We start from the raw sequence: 22,927 nt of genomic DNA on the forward strand, positions 1-22,927 counted from the left end.
CCTCAACCATGGCACAAGGACATCAAAGCAAGCACCAAAGGCAGAACTGGCAGCAAGGCATCGATGCGGTCAAGCACGCCGCCATGCCCTGGCAGCAACTGGCTGCTGTCCTTGGCACCGGCCTGGCGCTTGATGAGCGATTCAAACAAATCACCCACCACGCTCATGCCAACCAGAAAAACAATGCTCAGCACCAGGCCCACAGGCCCGAGGCCCGACAGCAGGTGGCTGTACATGCTGGGTGAATCAACCGACCAGTGGCGGTCAACCGCAATCCAGGCCACCGCCAAAAGGAGCACGGACAACATCCCTGACCAGACGCCTTCCCAGCTCTTGCCCGGGCTGATGCTGATGGCCAACTTGCGGCGTCCGAACGCGCGACCACCAAAGTAGGCGCCAATGTCGGCCGCCCACACCAGGCAGAAGATCGACAAGAGGAAATTGAGCCCTTGAGCCTTGCTCTCGGTCAAGGCGAGCCACGCCACCACCAAGATGCCCAGCCCCAGCAGAGCGCGCAAAACCGTGGGCGACTGCTTCCAGTACCGCGTGCCCCAACGCAAAGCCAAGGCACCGCCCAGCGCCCACAAGGCACCACTGACCCACCACACGGCCGCAGGCACGACAAAGCCGGCCAATGCCTGACCTGGCACGTGAACGTGGGCCGCTGCCGCGCTCTCGGCGTGCGGTGCCGAAGACAGGCCCCAAGGGTCGAGATGAACCGCCTCGGCCACCACATAGCCCAGCACGGCCACTCCCGCCCCCAAGGCCACGGCGCGAAGCCCTGGCCACCCATTCAAGCGCGCCCACTCCCAGCCAGCGGCACTGACGAACAGCAAACCCAAGGCGGCAAAGGGCCACAGGGCTTGCGCTGCCAACGATGGCAACAGGATGGCCATCAGGATCAGCGCCGTGATCACGCGTTGCTTGAGCATGTTCAGAATCTCTCTGACGTGGATTCGTCGTTGTCTACCGCGCCACCCACGGCGCCTTCGCCTTGCCCCGACGCCCCGACGTCGCCAAACCGCCGTTCGCGAACTGCAAATGCCGTCAAGGCCTTGTCGATCTCAGACGCGCCGAAGTCTGGCCAAAGGCAATCAGTGAAGTACAACTCGGCATAAGCGCTTTGCCACAACAGGAAGTTGGACAGCCTCACTTCACCACCTGTTCGGATGAACAAATCAGGGTCGGGCGCATAGCTCATGGCCATGAAACGCGACAATTCTGCTTCGGTCAGAGTTTCTGCCGACAAGCCAGCCGCCATGGCCTTCTGGCAAGCCTGGACAATGTCCCAACGCCCGCCGTAGTTGAAGGCCACCGTCAAGGTCAAACGGCTGTTGTCACGGGTTCGGGCTTCCGCATCCAGCAAGGCATTGCGGATTTTCTCGGCCACGGTGCTCAAGTCACCCGCGATGCGGATGCGAACCCCATCGGCCTTGAGCTTGGCGATGTGCTTGGACAAGGCGACCAGCAACAGGCTCATCAAGCCCGAGACTTCTTCCTCGGGGCGCTTCCAGTTCTCTGACGAGAACGCGAACACCGTGAGGTAGTCGATGTCGCGGTCAGCGCAGGCCTGCACCACCGAAATCAAGGCGTCAACGCCAGCTTTGTGACCCACGCCACGGGGCATGAGGCGTTTGCGGGCCCAACGGCCATTGCCATCCATGACGATGGCAACGTGGCGGGGGCCCGATGATGGACTGGAAGGACTGCGCTTGGCCATGCTGGCTCCAAAACAGATTGAGGCGGTCAAACCGCCTCAGCCTGCATCGAGATCAATGAAAGGCCGATCAAACCGCCAGGATCTCGGCTTCTTTGGCCTGAACCAACTTGTCGATTTCGACAATCGTGCGGTCGGTCAGTTTCTGGACATCATCCTGCGAACGGCGGTCTTCGTCTTCGGTGATTTCCTTGTCCTTGAGCAGGCGCTTGGCTTGCTCGTTGGCATCACGACGCAGATTGCGCACGGCCACCTTGGCATCCTCGCCCGCGCCCTTGACGATCTTCGTCAGGTCCTTGCGGCGCTCTTCGGTCAAGGCGGGCATCGGCACGCGGATCAGATCGCCTTGCGAGGCGGGATTGAGCCCCAGGTCGGATTCGCGGATGGCTTTCTCGATCTTGGCGCCCATGCCTTTTTCCCAAGGCTGCACGCTGATGTTGCGCGCGTCGATCAGGGTCACATTGGCAACCTGGCTGATCGGCACCATCGACCCATAGTAGTCCACCTGCACCTGGTCAAGGATGCCCGGGTGGGCACGGCCCGTGCGGATCTTGCTCAACTCGCTCTTGAAGGAGTCAACAGTTTTGAGCATCTTCTGCTCAAGGGATTTTTTAATGTCGGCAATGCTCATGAAATGCTCCGGATCACACGTGGACCAGGGTGCCTTCGTCCTCGCCCATCACCACACGCTTGAGGGCGCCGGGCTTGAAGATGGAAAACACCTTGAGGGGCAGATTCTGGTCGCGGCACAGCGCAAACGCTGTCGCGTCCAGCACTTGTAGATTCTTGATCAAGGCTTCATCGAAGGTGATGGTGCTGTAACGCGTGGCCAGCGGATCCTTCTTGGGATCGGCTGAGTAGACGCCATCCACCTTGGTGGCCTTGAGCATGATCTCGGCACCGATCTCGGCACCGCGCAAGGCGGCGGCGGTGTCGGTGGTGAAGAAGGGGTTGCCCGTGCCAGCGGCAAAGATGACGACCTTGCCTTCTTCGAGGTACTGCAGGGCCTTGGGACGCACGTAGGGCTCCACGACCTGCTCGATGTTGATGGCGGACATGACGCGGGCGGTCATGCCTTCCTGGCGCATGGTATCGGCCAGTGCCAGCGAATTCATGACGGTGGCCAGCATGCCCATGTAGTCAGCCGTGGCACGGTCCATACCGACCGAACCACCCGCCACGCCGCGGAAAATATTGCCACCACCAATGACGACCGCGACCTCGCACCCCAGCTTCGTCACCTCCTGGATCTCTTGCACCATGCGAACGATGGTGGCGCGGTTGATGCCAAAAGCATCGTCGCCCATCAGGGCCTCACCAGAGAGTTTCAGAAGGATGCGCTTGTAGGCGGCCATGCAGACGTCCTTTGCTAGTTGTTGTCATCAGAGTCACGGCGGGCTGCTTAAGTTTCCTTGAAAACTCAAGTTAGCAGCCCGCGGTCGGGTCAGAAATTACTGACCCTTGGCAGCAGCCATGGTGGCGGCCACTTCAGCAGCGAAGTCGTCCTGCTTCTTCTCGATGCCTTCACCGACGATGTACATCGAGAACCCCTTGACAGTCGTGTTGGCCGACTTCAGGTACTGCTCGACGGTTTGCTTGCCATCGGCGGCCTTCACGAAGACCTGGTTGAACAGCGAGACTTCCTTCAGGTACTTCTGGACGGCGCCTTCGATCATCTTGGTGGCGATGTCGGCGGGCTTGCCCGACTCGGCGGCCTTGGCCGTGGCAACGCTGCGCTCGGTTTCGATCAAGGCAGCTGGCACGTCAGACGAGGACAGTGACACGGGCTTCATGGCGGCCACGTGCATGGCCACATCCTTGGCAGCCGTTTCGTCACCCGTGTACTCAACGACCACGCCGATGCGGGCACCGTGCAGGTAGCTGACCAGCTTTTGGTCGCCGCTGAAGCGCTTGAAACGACGGATGGTGATGTTTTCACCGATCTTGCCGATCAGGGCAGCGCGGGTGGCTTCCACCGTTTGACCGGCGATCTCCAGGTTCGACAGGGCCGCCACGTCAGCAGGGTTCTGCTTGGCGATCAACTCGGCCACGGCCTTGCTGAAGCCCAGGAAGTCGTCGTTCTTCGACACGAAGTCGGTTTCGCAGTTGATCTCAACCAGTGCGCCGGTCGTGCCTTCGATGAAGGACATGACCACGCCATCGGCGGTCACGCGCGAGGCGGCCTTGGAGGCCTTGCTGCCCAGCTTGACGCGCAGGATTTCTTCGGCCTTGACCGAGTCGCCCTCGGCTTCAGTCAGGGCTTTCTTGCACTCCATCATGGGAGCGTCGGTCTTGGCGCGCAGTTCGGCGACCATGCTGGCGGTGATGGCAGACATATGCTTTCTCCGTAAATCTGAATCTGTTGTGAAAAAGGGGCTGAATCAGCCCCTGTGGTGCCAAGTCAGCAGCGATCAGGCAGCTTCGTTGACTTCCACGAATTCGTCGCCATCGGCAGCCACGGCTTGCACGACTTCATTGACGGCGTTGGCACGGCCTTCCAGCACGGCATCGGCCACGGCCTTGGCGTACATCGCCACAGCCTTGGAAGAGTCGTCGTTGCCAGGAATGACGTAGTCAATGCCTTCGGGCGAGTGGTTGGTGTCAACCACGCCAATCACGGGGATGCCCAGCTTCTTGGCTTCCAAAATGGCGATCTTGTGGTAACCGACGTCGATCACGAACAGCGCGTCAGGCAGAGCGTTCATGTCCTGAATGCCGCCGATGTCTTTTTCGAGCTTGGCCAGGTCGCGTTGGAACAGCAGGCCTTCCTTCTTGCTCAGTTGCTCCAGGCCACCGGTCTCGATTTGAGCCTGCATGTCCTTCAGCTTCTTCAAGGAACCCTTGACGGTCTTGAAATTGGTGAGCATGCCGCCCAACCAGCGTTGGTCCACGAAAGGAACGCCAGCGCGTTGAGCTTCGGAAGACACGGCCTCACGGGCTTGGCGCTTGGTGCCGATCATCATGATCGTGCCGCGGCGAGCCGACAGCTGACGGATGAACTTCAAGGCATCCTCGAACGCGGGCAGCGTCTTTTCGAGATTGATGATGTGGATCTTGTTGCGATGACCGAAGATGTACGGAGCCATCTTGGGGTTCCAGAAGCGGGTTTGGTGACCAAAGTGGACACCGGCTTCCAGCATTTCGCGCATGGACACTGCCATAAGTAACTCCAGAGGTTGGGTCTAGAAGCCATCAAAAATCACAACGATGCATCAGTAGCACCAGTTGCAACACCTGAGGTTTGTTGGCTTCGGGATTTTGAGGTTTTGGATGTTTTATCCGAACTATTTCGGAAAAACCCGAAGATTATAGCACGGCGATGGGGGTTTTGACACCCCACCTCCTGCCACCCCCGTTGGCGGCTCAGCGCTTTCGAGAGGTCTTGCGGCCCACCGGGCCTTTGGGCGCGGCCTTGCCGCCCTTCCCTGATGCGGCGCCTGCGGGCTTGCCCGCGGCAGACGCCCGCTTGGCGGACCGCTTGGTTTCCCGGTCTGCGAGTTGCACTTCTGCCAATTCGTCCTGGGCTGAAACCTGCGGAGCGCGCCCCGGGGCGTCCCCACCGCGATGTCTACGGCGCCCGCCCCCGCTGGCCGGCTGATCCTCGCCTTCACGAACCAGACGGAAATCAATCTTGCGACTGTCCAGATCGACGCGGCTGACCTGTACGCGCACGCGGGCACCCGAGGCATAGCGCAAACCGCTGCGCTCACCACGCAATTCCTGGCGGGCCTCGTCGAAGCGGAAATACTCGCCACCCAGCTCGGTGATGTGCACCAGGCCTTCGACGTACAGACCATCCAGGTGGACGAACAAGCCAAAGCTGGTCACCGTGCTGACGGTCCCACCGTATTCCTCACCCAAGCGCTCGCGCATGAACATGCACTTCAGCCAGGCCTCCACGTCTCGCGAGGCCTCGTCGGCACGCCGCTCGTTCGAGCTGCAATGGATGCCTGCGGTTTCCCAGGCAGCAGCCTCCTCCGGCGGAAGCTTGATGCGGGCGGCCACCTTGACGGGCACCTTGGGCAGCCCCTTGGCAGATTGGCCCGCCCCACCCTTGGCGCCTGGGCGCCCCTTGAAATAACTCGGCGATGACTGCACCGGGGGCAATTTCAGGATGTAGCGGTCACTGCCCATCAGCGCCTTGATCACGCGGTGAACCAGCAAATCAGGGTAACGGCGGATCGGGCTGGTGAAATGCGTGTAAGCCTCGTACGCCAAGCCGAAGTGACCGCTGTTGGTTGGCGTGTAAATGGCTTGCTGCATGGAACGCAGCAGCATCGTGTGAATCTGCTGCGCATCCGGGCGGTCCTTGCTGGCTTGTGCCAGCGCCTGGAACTCACCTGGCGTAGGCTCATCGCTGATGCTCAAACCCAGCCCCAAGGCCTTGAGGTAGTTCTTGAGCAAGGTCCGCTTTTCAGGCGTCGGCCCCTCGTGCACTCGGTACAGCGACGGTTGCTTGGCCCGCGAAATGAAATCGGCCGAGCAGACATTGGCCGCCAGCATGGCCTCTTCGATCAGCTTGTGCGCCTCGGTGCGCACTCGCGGCACGATCTTGGCGATGCGACCGTTGTCATCGCACACGATCTGCGTTTCGGTGGTCTCGAAATCAACCGCACCCCGCACCGCACGCGACTTCAACAGCGCCCGGTAAACCTCGTGCAAATCCAGCAGGTTCGGCACCAATTCGGCACGGCGCTGGGCCTCCGGGCCACGCGTGTTGCCCAGAATGGCCGCCACTTCGGTGTAGGTGAAGCGTGCATGCGAACAGATCACTGCAGGGTAGAACTGGTAAGCGTGGACCTCGCCTTCAGCCGTGACCAGCATGTCGCACACCATGGACAGGCGCTCGACTTCGGGGTTGAGTGAGCACAGGCCGTTGGACAACTTCTCGGGCAGCATGGGGATCACGCGGCGCGGAAAATACACCGACGTAGCGCGCTCGTAAGCATCACGGTCCAGCGGATCACCCGGCTTGACGTAATGACTCACGTCGGCAATGGCCACCAGCAAGCGCCAGCCGTTCGGCCCTTTGCTGCGACCAATCTTGGCCGGCTCGCAATACACCGCATCATCGAAGTCGCGTGCATCTTCGCCATCGATGGTGACCAGGGGCACGTCGGTCAGGTCGATGCGGTTTTTACGGTCGGCCGGGCGCAGTTTTTCAGGAAGCTTTGCCGCCTGGGCCAACACATCATCATTGAAGCGATGCGGTACTTCGTACTTGCGCACCGCGATCTCGATCTCCATGCCGGGATCGTCAATGCCACCAAGCACCTCGACAACGCGGCCCACCGGCTGGGCATGCAATGAAGGCAATTCGGTGAGCTCGACCGACACCACCTGGCCTGGCTCTGCATTCGCAATGCCTTTGGCAGGAATCAGGATGTCTTGACCGAAACGGCGATCCTCCGGCGCGACCACCCAGGCCCCACCTTCATGCAGCAGACGGCCAATGATGGGGGTCTTGCGGCGCTCCAGGATTTCAAGCACCTGGCCTTCGGGGCGGCCTTTGCGGTCAAAGCGCAACACACGCACCTTGACCCGGTCCCGGTGCATGACGCTGCGCATCTCTTGCGGCGGGATGTAGATGGTGGACTCGCCGTCGTCCGTGCTCACGAAACCGTGGCCATCGCGGTGGCCATGCACAGTGCCGACGATTTCACTCATCAGGTTCACTAAATGTTGTGGTTGAGTTGTCATATGTCTTATTTTGATGCTAGAATTGCGCTCTTCGCAGCTGACGCCGGAAACATATTTTCCGGATGTTGAAAGCGAAGAAACTGCAGAGTTCTGGCCCAGGTGGCGGAATTGGTAGACGCACTAGTTTCAGGTACTAGCGGGTAACTCCGTGGAGGTTCGAGTCCTCTCCTGGGCACCAGATGCTGCGGTTGATGCTGAGAAATCGGTTGCAAAACCATCGGTTGCAAAACCGGTCGAAAAATTCGAAGAGATTGAACACCTGCCCAGGTGGCGGAATTGGTAGACGCACTAGTTTCAGGTACTAGCGGGTAACTCCGTGGAGGTTCGAGTCCTCTCCTGGGCACCAGAATCAAAAAAAGCCGCATGAATAACATCATGCGGCTTTTTTTATCGTCCCTGAAGCTCAGATAAACCAGGGCGCAAGAAAAAAGGCAACAGACCCACAGCCTGTTGCCTTTCGTGAACACCGCTATCAACGCGGCGTCAAACCTGAAAGCGCTTGAGCAAAGCCTCGGGCCGCAAGGTGTCGTAGTCCTCGAAGGGCTGATGGATCCAGGGACTGGTGGGCAAGGTTTCAACGTAGAAATCTGGCGTGTAACTGGACACACCCTTGACCCACAACACGGCCGACTTCAACTCGGTGATGGCCGGCATGCTGCGCAAGCGGTCCACCACGGCACGCAGCGTCACGCCCGAATCGGCCAGATCATCCACCAGCAACACCCGCCCGGCCAACTCACCCTTGGGCATGGTGATGTACTGGGCCATGTCAAGACGGCCTTGCAGGGTGCCACCGTCATCGCGGTAGGAACTGGTCGCCATGATGCCCAAAGGGCGGTCAAAAATGCGAGACAGCACGTCGCCGGGGCGCAAGCCCCCACGCGCCAAACACAGGATCTGGTCGAACTCCCAGCCCGATTGATGCACCTGCAGCGCCAGGCGCTCGGTCAGATGGTGGTACTCCTCCCAAGACACATACAAGTGCTTGCCGTCATCGGTGAGCATGGGGTCTCCTATCTCGTGATCTCTGATGCTGTGACTGAGCGCCATGGCCGAATTGGGCTTCAAAGCGCGTCAGCTTTGTAGGGATGGCGAAGCAAGATGGTGTGGTCACGGTCGGGGCCGGTGGACACCATGTCGATCGGCGCGCCGATGAACCCTTGCACACGCTCCAGGTACGCACGGGCGTTGGCGGGCAGCTTGTCCCACTCGGTGATGCCGAAGGTCGTGCCTTCCCAACCTGGGAAGCTTTCATAGATGGGCTCACAGGCGATGATTTCATCGGCGTCCAGGGGCAGGATGTCCACGCGCTGGCCATTGAGCTGGTAGCCGGTGCAGACCTTGATTTCATCGAGCCCATCCAGCACATCCAACTTGGTGATGCACAAACCGGAGATGCCGTTGATCAGCACGGAGCGCTTGAGGGCCGCCGCATCGAGCCAGCCACAGCGGCGGGCACGGCCTGTGACGGTGCCACGCTCCTGGCCCACAGTGGACAGGTGGTAGCCGACGGTGCCTTCTTTTTCCCACTCGAGCTCGGTTGGGAAGGGGCCACTGCCAACGCGGGTGGTGTAGGCCTTGGTGATGCCCAGGATGTAGTGCAGCTTGTCGGGACCAACGCCCGAGCCAGCCGCAGCATTGCCCGCCACGCAGTTGCTGGAGGTGACGTAGGGATAGGTGCCGTGGTCGATGTCGAGCAAGGTGCCTTGAGCCCCTTCGAACAGGATGCTGCCGCCCTTGACGTTGGTCTCGTGGAGGCGCACACCCACGTCAGCCAACATCGGCACGATCTGCTGGGCCGCCTTCATGGCGTTGTCATAGATGGGCTGGAATTCGAGCGCGGTGCCGTTGAGGTAGCCGGTCAAGGCGAAATTGTGCAGATCCAGCAATTCGCGCAGCTTCTTGGCAAAGCGCTCGGGGTGCTTGAGGTCCTGCACACGCAGTGCGCGGCGAGCCACCTTGTCTTCGTAAGCGGGGCCAATGCCTTTGCCGGTGGTACCGATCTTGCCGTTGCCGCTGGACTCGCGCAGCAACTCGCGGGCTTTGTCCACTTCAACGTGGAATGGCAGGATCAAGGGGCAGGATTCGCTGATGAACAAACGCGAACGCACGTTGAGCCCAGCAGCTTCCAGTCGCTCGATTTCGAGCAGCAAGTGGGCAGGATCCACCACCACGCCATTGCCGATGTAGCAAGCCACACCATCGCGCATGATGCCCGACGGAATCAGCTGCAGCGCCGTCTTCTTGCCATTGATGACCAGCGTGTGGCCGGCATTGTGCCCGCCTTGAAAACGCACCACGCCCGAGGCGTGGTCGGTGAGCCAGTCGACGACCTTGCCCTTGCCTTCGTCACCCCATTGGGTGCCGACGACGACGACGTTGCGGCCGGTTGATGCAGTGCGGGGGCGAGCCGACGCGGTTGAGCTTTGCATGACTGAATCCTGTAATTCCAAAAAAAGCCGGAGGTATCGAGGCTTGCTGATTGATTGATCAGCGCGAACGCACCGACCACTGTCCATTGAGCAGCGCCAATTCACGGTCGCAGTCAAACTCTTGGACTTCGTGTTCATGACCAGGCAGCACACACACCACGGTGTGCCCCTCCAAACGCAATTGACGCACAGCTTGGCGCAACGCGGGATCCTCACCCCATGGCGCGCGAATCGCCGAACGAACCGCCGAGCCATCACGGCCGGACAACAGATCCCCGACGATCTTGAGGTCGAGACTGAAGCCCACCGCTGGACGGCGGCGTCCGAAGATGGCGCCAACTTCATCGTAGCGACCACCCCGCAACAACGCGTCGGCATGGCCTTCGCCGTAGACGGCAAAGCGCGAGCCACTGTAGTAAGCGTAACCGCTGAGATCGGCCAGGTCGAAGCCGATGCGCACGTCGGGGTGCGAGCGGCGCAAATGCGAAGCCAGCCATTGCAGGTCATCCAGGGCAGCGCGCACCAAGGGATGATCAGGCAACACACGCCTTGCTTCGACCAGGATTTCTTCGTCACCGTACAGGTGTGTCAAGGCCACCAAGGCCTGGACAGCCTGCGGTGACCATGGGCCCGCCAGTTCGCGCAGCGTGGCGGCATCCTTGGCCGCCAGCGCGGCCAGCAATGCATCTTGAGTGGCATCGTCCAGGCGGTCGGCCACGCTCAGGCCCTGCAGCACGCCTTGAACCAGGCGCACGTCGGCCAGATCCAAGACCAGGCCTTTGAGGCCAATGGCCTGCAAGCCCTCGAGGGCCAACTCTTGAACCTCCAGGTCGGCTTCCAGGCCTGCATGGCCAAATATCTCGGCGCCAAACTGCAGGGGCTCGCGGCTGGCGTGTGGGCTGGCCGGACGCGTGTGCAACACCGGGCCGCAATAGCAAAGCCGGGTCAGGCTGTCGCGGTTGAGCAGGTGAGCATCAATGCGGGCCACCTGGGGCGTGCTGTCGGCGCGAACACCCAGCGTGCGACCGCTGAGCTGGTCCACCAACTTGAAGGTCTTGAGGTCGAGCGCATGACCGGTGCCTGACAGCAGGGATTCGATGTGCTCCAACAAGGGAGGCATCACCAACTCGTAGCCGCAACCACGCGCTGCGTCCAACCATGTTCGGCGCAACTCTTCCAGGCGTCGAGCCTGAGCAGGCAAGACATCAGCAATGTGCTCTGGCAGCAGCCAAGCAGACGACATAAGAAATTGGGAGGGGATTAAAAACAGGATTTTACCGGGGTCTGGCGTCAATTTGACGGCCAAATTTTTCCCCGGCGCGAATCTGCACCTGAACCAATGGAATCCTTGTTCAAAAAGTCCAGGTTCAGGTGACTGCTGCAGCACTCAGGGGATACACCCCTGGGCTTTTACTTGCGGGCAGGCGCGGGCGCAGCGCCGCTGTTGCCACGCATGGCTTTGAAGAACTCGCTGTTGGGGTCCAGCACCATCACGTCCGTCTTGCTGCGGAAAGTGGCCCGGTAAGCCTCCAGGCTGCGGTAGAACTGTGCGAACTGGGGATCCTTGCCGAAAGCCTCTGCATAGATGGTCGATGCCTTGGCATCGCCCTCGCCTTTGACCTTCTGGGCATCGCGGTAGGCTTCCGCCACGATGATTTCGCGTTGACGATCCGCATCAGCGCGGATTTTTTCGCTTTCGGCAAAACCGGTGGAACGCAGCTCATTGGCCACGCGCTTGCGCTCGGATTCCATGCGGCGGTAGACAGACTCGGTGATGTTGGCCGAGAAGTCCACTCGCTTGATGCGCACATCGATGATGACGATGCCGAACGCCTTGGCATCATCGGCCAGGCGCTGAACCACGCCTTGCATGACCTTCTCGCGCTCGGTGGACAGCACCGCACCAACCGTGCGCTTGGTCACCTCTTCATTGAGCGCCGCCTGAACGATGGGGCTCAGGCGGTTCTCGATGTTGCGGATGTCCGTGCCATTGTTGCGAATGAACTGGCGCGGATCGGTGATTCGCCACTTGACCAACCAATCGATCACCAGGCTTTTCTTCTCGGCCGTGAAAATGGGGCGCGCTTCCACGCTGTCAAGCGTCTGAATGCGGCGATCCAGAAAGACCACATTTTGAAGCGGCGCTGGCAGCTTGAATTTGAGGCCCGGCTCGCTCTTGACGTCCTTGATCTCGCCCAAGGCGTAGACCACGGCGAACTGGCGTTGATCGACCACGAACAAGGTCGAGGCCAGGATGATGATGACCAGCAGAGCGCCGGCCACGAAGATTCCAATGCGGTTCATGTCAGGTTCCTTGCCTTTGACATTCAACGACTGTCACGTTCACGGCCGCGCAAGCCGTCACGCGATCGAGGGTCTGCGGCGGCGGTGGGTGTTCCACCTGCCACCGCAGCGCTGCCGGTGTCGGCCACTGCCGCACTGCCGGGAGCAACCGGCGTGCTGGTCGACGCGGTGCTGGTCGCGTTACCCGATGCGGCACTCATTTGAACAATCTTGTCCAATGGCAAGTAAAGCAGGTTGGAACCCGAGCGGGAATCCACCATGACCTTGGTCACGTTGCTGTACACCTGCTGCATGGCATCGATGTAGAGGCGATCACGCGTCACACCGGGCGCCTTCTGGTACTCGGTCAACACCGATTTGAAGCGTTGCGCGTCACCCTCAGCATGGGCCACCACGTTGGCGGAATACGCGGCCGCTTCTTCACGAAGACGGGCAGCCGTGCCTTGCGCTTTGGGGATCACGTCATTGGCGTAGGCCTGGCCTTCGTTCTTGGCACGCTCGCGGTCGGCACCGGCCTTGAAGGCGTCATCGAACGCGGCTTGCACTGGCTCGGGCGCCTGCACGCTCTGCACATTGACGTTGGCGATGATCACGCCAGCGTTGACCTTGTTGACCTGCGCCTGAATGGACTTGACCAGCTCAGCGGCAATCGCATCGCGCTGCTCGTACAACACCGAGTCCATGGTGCTGTTGCCCACGATCTCACGCACCGCTGATTCAGCGGCTTGCGCCACGGCTTCATCAGAGCTGCGGTTCTCGAACAGGTACTGGCGAGCATCGCTCAGGCGGTATTGGACCGTGAAGCGGATGTCAACGATGTTCTCGTCGCGGGTCAGCATGGAGGACTCGCGCGAACCGGTCGCCTGCATGACTGAATTGGTGCCCACATCGATCGACCGCAGTTGGGTCAGGTTGACGATTTCATGGCTTTGGAAAGGGTACGGCGCACGCCACTGGAAACCGGCTTCGGCCGTGTGGCTGAAGCGGCCGAAGGACATCACCACGGCCTGCTGGCCTTCCTGGACGATGAAGAAGCCACTGCCCAGCCAGATCAAGGCCACGAGGCCCGCGATCAAACCAACGCCAATGCCGGCATTGTTGCCATCGGGTGACAAACCACCACCGGGGCTGTTGTTGTTGTCACCACCGCCCTTGCCTGCGAACAGGCCGCTGAGCTTGCGGTTGAAGTCGCGCCACAACTCGTCAAGGTCAGGCGGGCCATCATTGCGGCCGTTGTTGTAGACCACTTGCGGCCCGGCGGACTGCGGCAAAGCGAGCTTGAGCGTCCGACGGCCCAGCCAGCCCAGACGCCGAGCAGTGCCGGCGACCAGTTGAGCTGCGGCAGCCAGCACACTCAAGGCTGGCTGGCGAGGGCTTTCAGGCACTTGGCCTGGCTCCAGGGATTGCATGTTCATGATTGGACAGTCGTCGAAGGAGTTTCCAGGGGCCCGGCGCCGGGCTCCTGTTGAGATTTGTCGGGATTGTGCATTGTGAATGGGCTTTGCAAACCGGGAAACGCGCCAGGGTCATCGCCCAAGCCATTCAAAGCGGCTTCGGCAATGACTTGCCGCAACACATCGAGCCCCTGCCCCCGCAAGGCACTGACAAAAACGCGCAGGCAGCGGCGCCCGGATGGCAGCTCGAACACGTCAAGGCTGTGCCGAGGCTGCTGGTGCTCGGGCAGGCAATCACACTTGTTGAAGACCAGGACCTGGGGGATGTCGGCCGCGCCGATGTCGCCCAGCACACGGATCACCTCGCTGAGTTGCTCCATCAGCACAGGGCTGGCAGCGTCAACCACGTGCAGCAGCACATCGGCCTCGGCCGCCTCTTGCAAGGTTGCCTCGAAAGACTCCACCAGGGTGTGCGGCAGATCGCGGATGAAACCCACGGTGTCGGACAAGGTCACGCTGCGCTGCGCCTGCGCCAGGTAGAACTGCCGCGTGGTGGTGTCCAACGTGGCAAACAACTGATCGGCCGCGTAAGTGCCCGCCTTGGTGAAGGCGTTGAACAAGGTCGATTTGCCGGCGTTGGTGTAGCCCACCAGCGACACGCGGAATGTGCCCGTGCGTTCACGCGAGCGGCGCTGGGTGTTGCGCTGGCGCTTGACCTTGACCAGTTGTTCTTTGAGCGACTTGATGCGCTGGTCGATCATGCGGCGGTCCAGCTCGATCTGCGTTTCCCCAGGGCCGCCACGCATGCCGGCGCCGCCACGTTGGCGCTCCAAGTGAGACCAACGGCGAACCAGGCGAGTGGACAGGTATTTCAGCCGGGCCAGCTCGACTTGCAGCTTGCCTTCATGGCTTCGGGCGCGCGCGCCGAAGATCTCAAGGATCAACCCGGTGCGGTCCAAGACCTCAACACCCAGGTGACGTTCAAGATTGCGTTGTTGAGCGGGAGAAAGTGCCTGATCAAAGATCACGGCCTGGGCCTGGTGCAGGGTGACCAGCTCTTTGATCTCGTTGGCCTTGCCCGAGCCGACAAAAAAAGCGGGGTCGGGGGCTTTGCGCTTGGCAGTGACTTTTTCAACAGGCTGGTCGCCTGCGGATTCAGCCAGCAAGGCAAGCTCGTCAAGGGTGGGATCGAATGACGATCCCGGCCCAAAATCGACGCCTACCAGCACAACCCGAGGTGCATCGGACGGTTTTTGCACAGACTGCGATGAGGATGTCAAGGCGTCAGTGCGTCAGTGCAACACGGATCGGTGCTGGATAAGCGTGAAGACATGGCTGACAAAATCAGGCCGCGTCTTCGGTCGAGTCGTTGGCGTGGAAATTCACCGCACGGCCGGGCACGACGGTCGAAATCGCGTGCTTGTAGACCATTTGGGTGACCGTGTTGCGAAGCAGCACCACGTATTGGTCGAACGACTCGATGTGTCCCTGGAGTTTGATGCCGTTGACCAAATAGATGGACACCGGCACATGTTCTCTGCGCAAAAGGTTCAGGAAGGGGTCTTGTAGGAGTTGCCCTTTGTTGCTCACGATATGCTCCGTGTTGAAAAGTTTCGGACTTGACACCTTAACACAGCGCCTAAGCTGCGTTCGATGAAGGGATTGTGAAGCGGGGGTAAAGCGCCGCTATTTATCGACGAACGGATTGCTGGACGATTTGGTCTGGATGCGCAATGGCGTGCCGGTGAGCTTGAAATGCGCCCTGAACCGCGTTTCCAGGTAGCGCTTGTAGGAATCCGTGAGGTGTTCCAGAGAATTGCCGTGAATGACGATGATGGGCGGATTTTGTCCACCTTGGTGCGCGTAACGCAATTTTGGCCGAGAAACACCACCACGCTTGGGCTGCTGAAACTCAACCGCCTCCAGCAGCAAACGCGTCAGGATTGGTGTCGGCATCTTACGCGTGGCGGAGGCCCAGGCGTCGGCGATCGATTTCCATACGGGCCCCAAACCTTGGCGTTTGATGGCTGAAATGTGCAGGATAGGCGCGAACTTCAAGAACGCAAGGCGGGTCTCGATGGAACGGGCCAACAGTTCGCGCTGGTAGCTGTCAACCGCGTCCCACTTGTTGATGGCCAGCACCACTGCACGGCCTGATTCCAGAATGAACCCGGCAATGTGGGCATCCTGGTCGGTGACGCCTTGTGTGGCGTCCAGCAACAGCAGGACCACATTGGCGTCAGAGATGGCTTGCAAGGTTTTGACGACCGAGAACTTCTCGATGGCCTCGAACACCTTGCCCTTGCGACGCAGGCCGGCGGTGTCGATCAACTCGAAGCGCTGACCCTCGCGCTCGAAAGGCACGCTTATGGCATCACGGGTGGTGCCGGGCATGTCGAAGGCGACCAGGCGCTCTTCGCCAAGCCAGGTGTTGATGAGGGTGGATTTGCCCACATTGGGGCGCCCTGCCACGGCCAGCTTGATGGGCGCATTGGCATCAACCTCGGCTGACTCGTCCTCGTCTTCCTCACCCTGGAAGAAATCGTCCAGCGCCATGTCGAGCAGGCTGCGAATGCCCTGCCCGTGCGAGGCGGAGATCGGAATGGGATCGCCAATGCCCAGCTCGAAGAATTCGGCCAGTTGCACGCCTTCCTGCATGCCCTCAGCTTTGTTGGCGGCCAGCAGTACCTTTTTGTTGGCGGTGCGCAAGTAACGGGCGATGTCGTGGTCTTGTGCGGACAGGCCGCCGCGGGCATCCACCACGAAGACCACGGCATCGGCCTCGGCCACGGCTTGGCGGGTTTGCTTGGCCATCTCCTTGAAGATGCCCTCGGTGCAATCGGGTTCGAAACCGCCAGTGTCGATGACCAGGAACTCGCGCGAGCCCATGCGGCCTTCACCATAGTGGCGGTCGCGGGTCAACCCGGCGAAGTCGGCCACGATCGCATCGCGGCTCTTGGTCAGGCGGTTAAACAACGTCGATTTGCCGACGTTGGGTCGTCCGACCAACGCAATGACAGGTTTCATGAAACTCCAGGAGAACTTTTAATTGGCACGCAAAGCGTAAAGCGTGCCGGAACGGGTGGCAACCAAAAGCAAGCCGTCGGACACCACCGGAGCAGCGCTCAAGGCGCCATCCAGGGAAAGGCGGGCCACGGTACGGCCGTCGTCCGAGGCGAGGATGTGCAGTTGCCCATCGTAGTCAGCCACAGCGATGAACTTGCCCCACACAGCAGGCGCGCTCAGCTTGCGGTGGGTGAAGCGGTCGACGCGCCAGCGGATTTCACCGTTTTCAGTGCGCCAGGCGCTGAGGCGATCAGCACTGTCCGCCCCCACCACCGTGGTGTCGTCGGCAGCCACGGCTTGTGTGCCGGATTGAGGACGCGACCAGCGCAAGCTGCCGCGGTTCATCTCGATGCAGGCCACCGACAACTGGAAGGCGCGAACACAAATCTCGTCGTCCGCACGTGCACCAGGGCCCACGAGGTCGGCCAGGCGCTCGACTTCATTGGTGCCCCGAGGCGTGCCCACGCTGAAATCAAACCGAGGTGTGCCCTTCAAGGGATCCAGCCCCACAAAACGAGCCCCCTGCCCCACCACCAAGGTGTCGCGGAAGGCGGACAGCAAGCCGGGCGTGGACAGGGAAAGCGGGTCACCACCGGGGCGCTGGTAGTTCCAGAGCCAGCGGCCATCCAGGATGTCATAGGCGCGCACGCTGCGGTCCACGCTTTGCACGAAAACGCGCTCGCCAGCCACCAGTGGCGCGGTGATGACACGGCCCGGCAGGCGCTCACGCCACAAGACCTTGCCTTGATCGAACGTGATCAACTCGTTGTCGGTGGTGACCACGGCCGCGTAGCGGCCATCGCTGCCCACCGCCGCACTGAGCTTGGCGTTGGCTTCAGCACGCCAGCGCTCTTGCCCGGTTTTGATATCCGCCGACAAGACTTGCCCGTCGCTGGCGGCCCAGGTCACCGAATCTTTGGTCACGGCCAGCGAGGTGGTGCCCTCCACCGATCCCAGGCGCTTGCTCCAGACCGTGCTGATGCCCTGGGTGGCGGTGAAGGACTCGAGCGGTGCGGGCTTGGGCTTGGTCGAGCCACAGGCTGACAAAAGTGCAACGGCGGCGGCCAAAGCCGTGGCGCCAAGAGCGCGTCGGAAAGGAGTCATGGTCAGAAGGTGGTCCATGGACAGAGGTTCGGGTGTGGGGTCAGTTGGTGGGGGCCAGTCCGGGCGGCATGCCGGCAGGTGCGGCCACATCGGTGGCTGGCACAGCCGGAGCCTCAGGCGCCTGGCCCGCTGCGGTCAGCTTGCCTTCGACAAAACGGCGGTATTCCACGGTGGCCGGCAAGGCCTTCCAGGCTTCTTTGTAAGCCTTGACCGCCTCGTCTTTCTTGCCCTGCGCGAACAGGATGTCACCCCGGCGGTCAGCGACCAAGGCCGCGTAGGCGGGGGGCGTCTCGGCGCTCAACACCTTCAAAGCTTCGTCATGTTGCTTGATGTCAAGCAGCAGGCCAGCCAGGCGCAAACGGCCAATGGCCACCAGGTCTTTGTTCTTGCCGTTGTCCACCAACCATTTCAGGCTGGCCCGCGCCAGCTCGGGCTTTTGACGGCCAGCTTCGACCTTGGCGACCAAGAGGGCACCTTGCTCGGCAAACGTGGTGCCGGCATAGCTGTCTTTCAGATCGGCAAAAACCTTCGCCGCTTTGTCGACTTCACCTGCGCTGGCGGCACGGTCCAGCTCTTCGTACAGGCTGCCGGCGCCCACAGACAGCTTTTGCTGCCAGTAGAGGTACCCGGTCCAGGCGGCGTAACCGCCCAGGGCCAGCACCAGCACCCAGGTGACCAGGTTGCCGTACTGTTTCCAGAGGTGCTTGACCTGATCAAGCTGTTCTTGTTGTTCAAGGTCGTAAGTGGCCATGACGTTTTTATAGGTGTAGGTGGAAGCGTTGGATTATGACTGGCGATGGGCTCGCAATGATTCCGCCCATGCCGCAGGCTGCGCGAGGGGCTGAGCGAGCTGTTCGCCACCGTCGCGCAATGGCTTGACGGCGACCTGCCCTTGGGCGACCTCATCGGGCCCGAAAATCAGGGCGAAACGCGCGCCGCTGGCATCGGCTTTCTTGAACTGCGCCTTCGGGCTGGCGGGACCATCTCTACCTGCGGGGTTGAGCAAGACGCGGACACCTGCCTGGCGCAAGGCCTCGATCGTGCTCATCACCGTGGACAGCGGCGTACCTGCAAAGACCAGTGCCACGGCGTCTGGCGCGTTGGACGGCGACTCGATGCCCAGTTCTTGCAACAGCAGCAGCAAGCGCTCCATGCCCAGGCCCCAGCCCACGGCTGGCGCAGGTTTGCCGCCCAATTGTTCGATCAGACCATCGTAGCGCCCACCGCCACAGATGGTGCCCTGGGCACCCAATCGATCGGTGACCCACTCGAACACGGTGAGGTTGTAGTAGTCCATGCCGCGCACCAGGCGCGGGTTGACCTTGTAGACGACCCCTGCGGCGTCGAGCACTTGCTTGACGGCATTGAAGTGGGCCAAGGAAGCCTCACCCAGGAAGTCCATGAGCTTGGGGGCCGCCTCGACCACGGGCTGCATCGCCGGGTTCTTGGTGTCCAGGATGCGCAAGGGATTGCTGTGCAGGCGGCGTTTGCCATCTTCGTCCAGCTTGTCTGCGTGCAACTCGAAGTGCTTGATCAGGGCTTCGCGGTGGGCGCGGCGCTCGTCGGGCTGGCCCAGACTGTTGAGTTCCAGGCGAACATCGGTGCCGACGCTCAAACCCAGGTCGCGCCACAGGGCCACCGTCATCAGGATCAGTTCGGCATCGACATCGGGGCCTGCGAAACCCAGCGCTTCGGCGCCAACCTGGTGGAACTGGCGATAGCGCCCTTTTTGGGGGCGCTCGTGGCGGAACATGGGGCCGATGTAGAACAGGCGCTTGCCGCCTTCGTACAAGAAGCTGTGCTCGTTCATGGCACGCACCACGCCAGCCGTGCCTTCGGGGCGCAGGGTCAGCCGGTCGCCGTTGAGGCTGTCGGCAAAGGAGTACATCTCCTTTTCGACGATGTCGGTGACTTCACCCAGGCCGCGCACGAACAGGGCCGTGGGCTCAACGATGGGCGTGCGGATGTTGCTGTAACCGTAGCGGCGCATGAGGGCGCGCACGGTCTCTTCGAGCCATTCCCAGCGCGCCGAGTCGGGCGGCAGGATGTCGTTCATGCCTTTGATGGCTTGGAGAATGTCGGCCATGAAATGAAATTGGAGACGGTGTCTGTGAGAGCGGCGCAAAGCCTGCGCCGGGAAGGAAAATCAAGCCTGTACGGCCGCGCCAAAACGCCGATCGATGTAGTCCTGCACCAGCTTCTGGAAATCATCGGCGATGCGGTCGCCACGCAGGGTCAGGGCCTTCTCGCCATCGATGAACACAGGCGCCGCAGGTGCCTCGCCTGTGCCAGGCAGGCTGATGCCGATGTCGGCATGCTTGCTTTCGCCCGGGCCGTTGACGATGCAGCCCATGACGGCCACCTTCATGTTTTCCACGCCCGGGTACTTGACCCGCCAGACCGGCATCTGGGCCCGCAGAAAATCGTCGATCTGTTTGGCCAGTTCCTGGAAGGTGGTGCTGGTGGTTCGGCCGCAGCCTGGGCAGGCGGTCACGCTGGGCACGAAGGTGCGCAAGCCCAAGGCCTGCAAGATCTCAAGCGCGACCACGACCTCCTGGGTGCGTGACTCGCCCGGCTGAGGTGTGAGCGAGACGCGGATGGTGTCGCCGATGCCCTCTTGCATCAGCACGGACAGCGCCGCGGCAGAGGCCACCGTGCCCTTGGTGCCCATGCCAGCCTCGGTCAAGCCCAGGTGCAGCGGGTAGTCGCAGCGCTGCGCCAAGCCTCGGTACACGCTGATCAAATCCTGAACGCCGCTGACTTTGCAAGACAGGATGATTTGCTCGGGCGCCATGCCCAACTCACGGGCAGCCTGGGCTGATTCGAGCGCCGAATTGATCAGGGCCTGATACATCACCTGCTGGGTGGTCCAAGGTTGGGCTCGCCGGGCATTGTCGTCCATCAGCGAGGCCATCAACTCCTGATCCAGGCTGCCCCAATTGACGCCGATGCGCACAACCTTGTCGTACTTGAGGGCCGCTTCAATCATCTGCGCGAACTGCTTGTCGCGCTTGTCGCCCTTGCCCACATTGCCAGGGTTGATGCGGTACTTGGACAGGGTCTTGGCGCACTCGGGGTAGTCGGTGAGCAAGCGGTGACCGTTGTAGTGGAAATCGCCCACCAAGGGCACATCAATGCCCATGCGATCAAGCTGTTCACGGATGTGGGGCACAGCCTCGGCGGCTTCCGGTGTGTTGACCGTGATGCGCACCATCTCTGAGCCAGCTATGGCCAGCTCCTTGACCTGGATGGCCGTGCCAATGACATCGACCGTGTCGGTGTTGGTCATGGACTGCACGCACACGGGTGCGTCGCCTCCAATCTTCACGACACGCTGCCCCCAGACGACGCGGGCCTGCCGCGATCGCCGTGGCGCCGGCCTGGCTACTTCGATCGGGTTGACCAAGGAGGAAGAAAAGTCGTTCATTTCAGTTCAAGCCGCGCCACATTGTTGCGCGTGTGAGAGGCCAGATCAACCGGCTGACCTTGGTAGATCACATCCAGGGCCGAAGAGTTTCCAAGGTGCAGTTTGAAAGGCGGCGTTCCGCTCAACTCTACAGTTTCACCCTCTTTGAGGTGGCGTGACAACAAGATGCCCTTGCCATCACGGATCTCGACCCAGGCAGGCCGGCTGCTCTTGAGCACCAAAGGCCCTTCGCTCGCGCTGCTGGGCGACGAGGCGGCCTGCATGGGCAAGCCACTCTCTGTCTGCGAGGCAACTGGCTCGGGCATGGCGGATGAGGCTGTCACCTCGACCTGAGACGGAACCACCTCGGGCGAGTTGACCGCCGAATGTGCGGAAACCTGAGGCGCAGAGGCGGTTGCCGCCACCGTCGCGGGAGCCGTTTGGGCATTTGGCAGTGCCCACCGGGGCCACTGCACTGAATCGGGCATGAAATAGACCACCAGCGAAGCCAGCAGCAACACGATTGGCGCCAGCCACTGCGGCTTGAGCACAGCTTTCCAGTCAAACGACTCGCCTGAATCAAACGACAAATTGGCGCCGCGCGATTCCTTGAATGGTTGGTTCAAAGCAGGCTTTTGCGGCGACAGCGGGATGGCTTGGGCCGCCGGCAAAGCGGCCAGAACGGGTGCCGGATCGATTTTCAGGCTACGGCACACCGTCATGGCCAGCGCACGCGTGAAATTGGCATCGGGCAATTGGTCATGGCGACCGCTTTCAAGCGCCTCCAGCTTGGCCGGAGACACTTTGATCATCGAGGCCAGGCCATCGATTTCCAGGCCCTGCGCTTCACGGGCCTCGCGCAGTAAATCGCCCGCTTTGGAGCCCATCGGAGGCTGCGCGGTGAACGCGTTTGGGTCACTCATCAAAACGCCCTAACTCCAACGCCGTGGCCTCGCGAGAATTGGGGAAGCGACTGCGCAAAATACCGGCCAGTTCATCGCGGCCGCCCACATTGCCCATGCGATTTTCGACACGGGCGCCCAGCCAGATGGACTCGGGCGTGATTTGCTCAGGAATGTTGTTCACCCGGCGAATGTAAAAGCGCGCGCGCTCGTAGTCGCCTCGGCGGTACAGCACGGCGGCCAGGTTGTAGGCGGTGGCCGGGTTGGTCACGTCCAGCTCGTAGGAACGCGCCAAGGACTTCTCGGCCTCCGGCAACAGGCCAGCGCGCACCTGGCAAACACCGCGCGCCATCAAGGTCTTGCTGGTGGCAATGCTCTGCGGCAAATTGGCGGCGCGCTCGAACAGCGCATCGGCTTCCGGGTAGCGCTGCCTGTTGCACAACCACCAGGCGTAATTGTGGATGGCGCTGCCATTGCGCTCGTCCAGCTGGATGGCACGCTTGAAACTTTCGTCCGCCAGGCCAGGCTCGTTCATGGCGCTGTAGATCAGGCCGCGCAACTCGTGCGCCTCGGACATTCGGGCGTCAAGGGCCAGCACATGCTTGAGCTCGTCCAGGGCCGTGGTGAGTTGGCCTTGCGCGAAATACGCAGTTGCCAGTTCGAGTCGGATGCGCGCCCGTTTGCGCACCTCGCTCTCATCCGAGGCCGTGACCACGTCATCGGACACGGAAGCGGCAGCCGACCTGGCCATGGTCGTGCTGGGGGAAACACGGTCAGCCTGGGGTCCGTTGACACAGCCCGCCAGGGAACCAAGACTCAGGGCCACAACAACGCCCAGGCAAGCCAGGGGCGTACAACGGGAAATGGTCATGCGGTCGGTCTCCTGCGCCGGGAACGGGCCG

21 protein-coding genes and 2 tRNA genes are annotated in these 22,927 nt (G+C 61.4%); 2 read left to right on the forward strand and 21 right to left on the reverse strand.

Annotation, left to right across the window (positions count from 1 at the left end; genetic code table 11):
* Positions 1–2 precede the first annotated feature (2 nt).
* From LQ232_RS16615 to rnr, 7 genes are all read right to left on the reverse strand, one after another.
* Positions 3–932, reverse strand: coding sequence for a phosphatidate cytidylyltransferase (locus tag LQ232_RS16615; protein WP_230181478.1), 930 nt, complete (start codon positions 930–932; stop codon positions 3–5).
* Between the two features lie 2 nt (positions 933–934).
* A complete protein-coding gene (gene uppS, locus LQ232_RS16620; protein WP_230181479.1) occupies positions 935–1,720 on the reverse strand; it encodes a polyprenyl diphosphate synthase in 786 nt (261 codons plus the stop codon).
* 67 nt (positions 1,721–1,787) lie between these two features.
* Positions 1,788–2,348: a ribosome recycling factor gene (gene frr / locus LQ232_RS16625; RefSeq protein WP_230181480.1), complete on the reverse strand. Its 561-nt coding sequence runs from the start codon at positions 2,346–2,348 to the stop codon at positions 1,788–1,790.
* Between the two features lie 13 nt (positions 2,349–2,361).
* Positions 2,362–3,072: a UMP kinase gene (pyrH, locus tag LQ232_RS16630; protein WP_230181481.1), complete on the reverse strand. Its 711-nt coding sequence runs from the start codon at positions 3,070–3,072 to the stop codon at positions 2,362–2,364.
* 96 nt (positions 3,073–3,168) lie between these two features.
* Entirely contained in the window at positions 3,169–4,053 is an 885-nt protein-coding gene (gene tsf / locus LQ232_RS16635) for a translation elongation factor Ts (protein ID WP_230181482.1), read from the reverse strand.
* A gap of 75 nt (positions 4,054–4,128) precedes the next feature.
* Positions 4,129–4,878: a 30S ribosomal protein S2 gene (rpsB, locus tag LQ232_RS16640; RefSeq protein WP_230181483.1), complete on the reverse strand. Its 750-nt coding sequence runs from the start codon at positions 4,876–4,878 to the stop codon at positions 4,129–4,131.
* Between the two features lie 202 nt (positions 4,879–5,080).
* A complete protein-coding gene (rnr, locus tag LQ232_RS16645) occupies positions 5,081–7,384 on the reverse strand; it encodes a ribonuclease R (protein ID WP_230181484.1) in 2,304 nt (767 codons plus the stop codon).
* Between the two features lie 126 nt (positions 7,385–7,510).
* Between rnr and LQ232_RS16650 the strand changes: the two genes are divergently transcribed.
* Both LQ232_RS16650 and LQ232_RS16655 read left to right on the forward strand, forming a co-directional pair.
* A tRNA-Leu gene (locus LQ232_RS16650) sits at positions 7,511–7,595 on the forward strand.
* A gap of 83 nt (positions 7,596–7,678) precedes the next feature.
* A tRNA-Leu gene (locus LQ232_RS16655) sits at positions 7,679–7,763 on the forward strand.
* A gap of 137 nt (positions 7,764–7,900) precedes the next feature.
* On the opposite strand, the gene LQ232_RS16660 is transcribed toward LQ232_RS16655, so the two are convergent.
* From LQ232_RS16660 to pilW, 14 genes are all read right to left on the reverse strand, one after another.
* Positions 7,901–8,422, reverse strand: coding sequence for a phosphoribosyltransferase (locus tag LQ232_RS16660; RefSeq protein ID WP_230181485.1), 522 nt, complete (start codon positions 8,420–8,422; stop codon positions 7,901–7,903).
* A gap of 59 nt (positions 8,423–8,481) precedes the next feature.
* Positions 8,482–9,849: an adenylosuccinate synthase gene (locus LQ232_RS16665; protein ID WP_230181486.1), complete on the reverse strand. Its 1,368-nt coding sequence runs from the start codon at positions 9,847–9,849 to the stop codon at positions 8,482–8,484.
* Between the two features lie 58 nt (positions 9,850–9,907).
* Positions 9,908–11,092: an ATP phosphoribosyltransferase regulatory subunit gene (locus tag LQ232_RS16670; RefSeq protein WP_230181487.1), complete on the reverse strand. Its 1,185-nt coding sequence runs from the start codon at positions 11,090–11,092 to the stop codon at positions 9,908–9,910.
* 167 nt (positions 11,093–11,259) lie between these two features.
* Positions 11,260–12,153: a protease modulator HflC gene (gene hflC / locus LQ232_RS16675; protein ID WP_230181488.1), complete on the reverse strand. Its 894-nt coding sequence runs from the start codon at positions 12,151–12,153 to the stop codon at positions 11,260–11,262.
* Between the two features lie 23 nt (positions 12,154–12,176).
* The gene (hflK, locus tag LQ232_RS16680; RefSeq protein WP_230181489.1) at positions 12,177–13,568 is read right to left on the reverse strand and encodes an FtsH protease activity modulator HflK; all 1,392 of its coding nucleotides are present in this window, start codon (positions 13,566–13,568) and stop codon (positions 12,177–12,179) included.
* Positions 13,565–14,827, reverse strand: coding sequence for a GTPase HflX (gene hflX, locus LQ232_RS16685; RefSeq protein WP_230181490.1), 1,263 nt, complete (start codon positions 14,825–14,827; stop codon positions 13,565–13,567). Before hflX ends, hflK begins: the two co-directional genes overlap by 4 nt.
* Before the next feature lie 64 nt (positions 14,828–14,891).
* Positions 14,892–15,137, reverse strand: coding sequence for an RNA chaperone Hfq (gene hfq / locus LQ232_RS16690; protein ID WP_230181491.1), 246 nt, complete (start codon positions 15,135–15,137; stop codon positions 14,892–14,894).
* A 96-nt stretch (positions 15,138–15,233) separates the two neighbouring features.
* The gene (der, locus tag LQ232_RS16695) at positions 15,234–16,574 is read right to left on the reverse strand and encodes a ribosome biogenesis GTPase Der (protein WP_230181492.1); all 1,341 of its coding nucleotides are present in this window, start codon (positions 16,572–16,574) and stop codon (positions 15,234–15,236) included.
* A gap of 18 nt (positions 16,575–16,592) precedes the next feature.
* Positions 16,593–17,717, reverse strand: a complete 1,125-nt coding sequence (gene bamB / locus LQ232_RS16700) for an outer membrane protein assembly factor BamB (RefSeq protein ID WP_230181493.1) — start codon at positions 17,715–17,717, stop codon at positions 16,593–16,595.
* 40 nt (positions 17,718–17,757) lie between these two features.
* A complete protein-coding gene (locus LQ232_RS16705; protein WP_230181494.1) occupies positions 17,758–18,468 on the reverse strand; it encodes a tetratricopeptide repeat protein in 711 nt (236 codons plus the stop codon).
* Between the two features lie 33 nt (positions 18,469–18,501).
* Positions 18,502–19,803: a histidine--tRNA ligase gene (hisS, locus tag LQ232_RS16710; RefSeq protein ID WP_230181495.1), complete on the reverse strand. Its 1,302-nt coding sequence runs from the start codon at positions 19,801–19,803 to the stop codon at positions 18,502–18,504.
* 60 nt (positions 19,804–19,863) lie between these two features.
* Complete coding sequence (gene ispG / locus LQ232_RS16715) at positions 19,864–21,144, reverse strand: flavodoxin-dependent (E)-4-hydroxy-3-methylbut-2-enyl-diphosphate synthase (protein ID WP_230181496.1); 1,281 nt, start codon at positions 21,142–21,144, stop codon at positions 19,864–19,866.
* On the reverse strand, positions 21,141–22,046 hold the full coding sequence (locus LQ232_RS16720) for a helix-turn-helix domain-containing protein (RefSeq protein ID WP_230181497.1): 906 nt from the start codon (positions 22,044–22,046) through the stop codon (positions 21,141–21,143). Before LQ232_RS16720 ends, ispG begins: the two co-directional genes overlap by 4 nt.
* Positions 22,039–22,896, reverse strand: coding sequence for a type IV pilus biogenesis/stability protein PilW (gene pilW, locus LQ232_RS16725; protein ID WP_230181498.1), 858 nt, complete (start codon positions 22,894–22,896; stop codon positions 22,039–22,041). Before pilW ends, LQ232_RS16720 begins: the two co-directional genes overlap by 8 nt.
* Between the last annotated feature and the right edge of the window lie 31 nt (positions 22,897–22,927).

The organism is Aquabacterium sp. CECT 9606 (assembly GCF_918741295.1).
Taxonomy (GTDB): Bacteria; Pseudomonadota; Gammaproteobacteria; order Burkholderiales; family Burkholderiaceae_C; genus Aquabacterium.

Bases quoted from the DNA above. Each gene is read 5' to 3' on its own strand.
- LQ232_RS16615 (WP_230181478.1), bottom strand. From the start codon at position 932: ATGCTCAAGCAACGCGTGATCACGGCGCTGATCCTGATGGCCATCCTG.
- uppS (WP_230181479.1), bottom strand. From the start codon at position 1,720: ATGGCCAAGCGCAGTCCTTCCAGTCCATCATCGGGCCCCCGCCACGTT.
- frr (WP_230181480.1), bottom strand. From the start codon at position 2,348: ATGAGCATTGCCGACATTAAAAAATCCCTTGAGCAGAAGATGCTCAAA.
- pyrH (WP_230181481.1), bottom strand. From the start codon at position 3,072: ATGGCCGCCTACAAGCGCATCCTTCTGAAACTCTCTGGTGAGGCCCTG.
- tsf (WP_230181482.1), bottom strand. From the start codon at position 4,053: ATGTCTGCCATCACCGCCAGCATGGTCGCCGAACTGCGCGCCAAGACC.
- rpsB (WP_230181483.1), bottom strand. From the start codon at position 4,878: ATGGCAGTGTCCATGCGCGAAATGCTGGAAGCCGGTGTCCACTTTGGT.
- rnr (WP_230181484.1), bottom strand. From the start codon at position 7,384: ATGAGTGAAATCGTCGGCACTGTGCATGGCCACCGCGATGGCCACGGT.
- LQ232_RS16660 (WP_230181485.1), bottom strand. From the start codon at position 8,422: ATGCTCACCGATGACGGCAAGCACTTGTATGTGTCTTGGGAGGAGTAC.
- LQ232_RS16665 (WP_230181486.1), bottom strand. From the start codon at position 9,849: ATGCAAAGCTCAACCGCGTCGGCTCGCCCCCGCACTGCATCAACCGGC.
- LQ232_RS16670 (WP_230181487.1), bottom strand. From the start codon at position 11,092: ATGTCGTCTGCTTGGCTGCTGCCAGAGCACATTGCTGATGTCTTGCCT.
- hflC (WP_230181488.1), bottom strand. From the start codon at position 12,153: ATGAACCGCATTGGAATCTTCGTGGCCGGCGCTCTGCTGGTCATCATC.
- hflK (WP_230181489.1), bottom strand. From the start codon at position 13,568: ATGAACATGCAATCCCTGGAGCCAGGCCAAGTGCCTGAAAGCCCTCGC.
- der (WP_230181492.1), bottom strand. From the start codon at position 16,574: ATGAAACCTGTCATTGCGTTGGTCGGACGACCCAACGTCGGCAAATCG.
- bamB (WP_230181493.1), bottom strand. From the start codon at position 17,717: ATGACTCCTTTCCGACGCGCTCTTGGCGCCACGGCTTTGGCCGCCGCC.
- LQ232_RS16705 (WP_230181494.1), bottom strand. From the start codon at position 18,468: ATGGCCACTTACGACCTTGAACAACAAGAACAGCTTGATCAGGTCAAG.
- hisS (WP_230181495.1), bottom strand. From the start codon at position 19,803: ATGGCCGACATTCTCCAAGCCATCAAAGGCATGAACGACATCCTGCCG.
- ispG (WP_230181496.1), bottom strand. From the start codon at position 21,144: ATGAACGACTTTTCTTCCTCCTTGGTCAACCCGATCGAAGTAGCCAGG.
- LQ232_RS16720 (WP_230181497.1), bottom strand. From the start codon at position 22,046: ATGAGTGACCCAAACGCGTTCACCGCGCAGCCTCCGATGGGCTCCAAA.
- pilW (WP_230181498.1), bottom strand. From the start codon at position 22,896: ATGACCATTTCCCGTTGTACGCCCCTGGCTTGCCTGGGCGTTGTTGTG.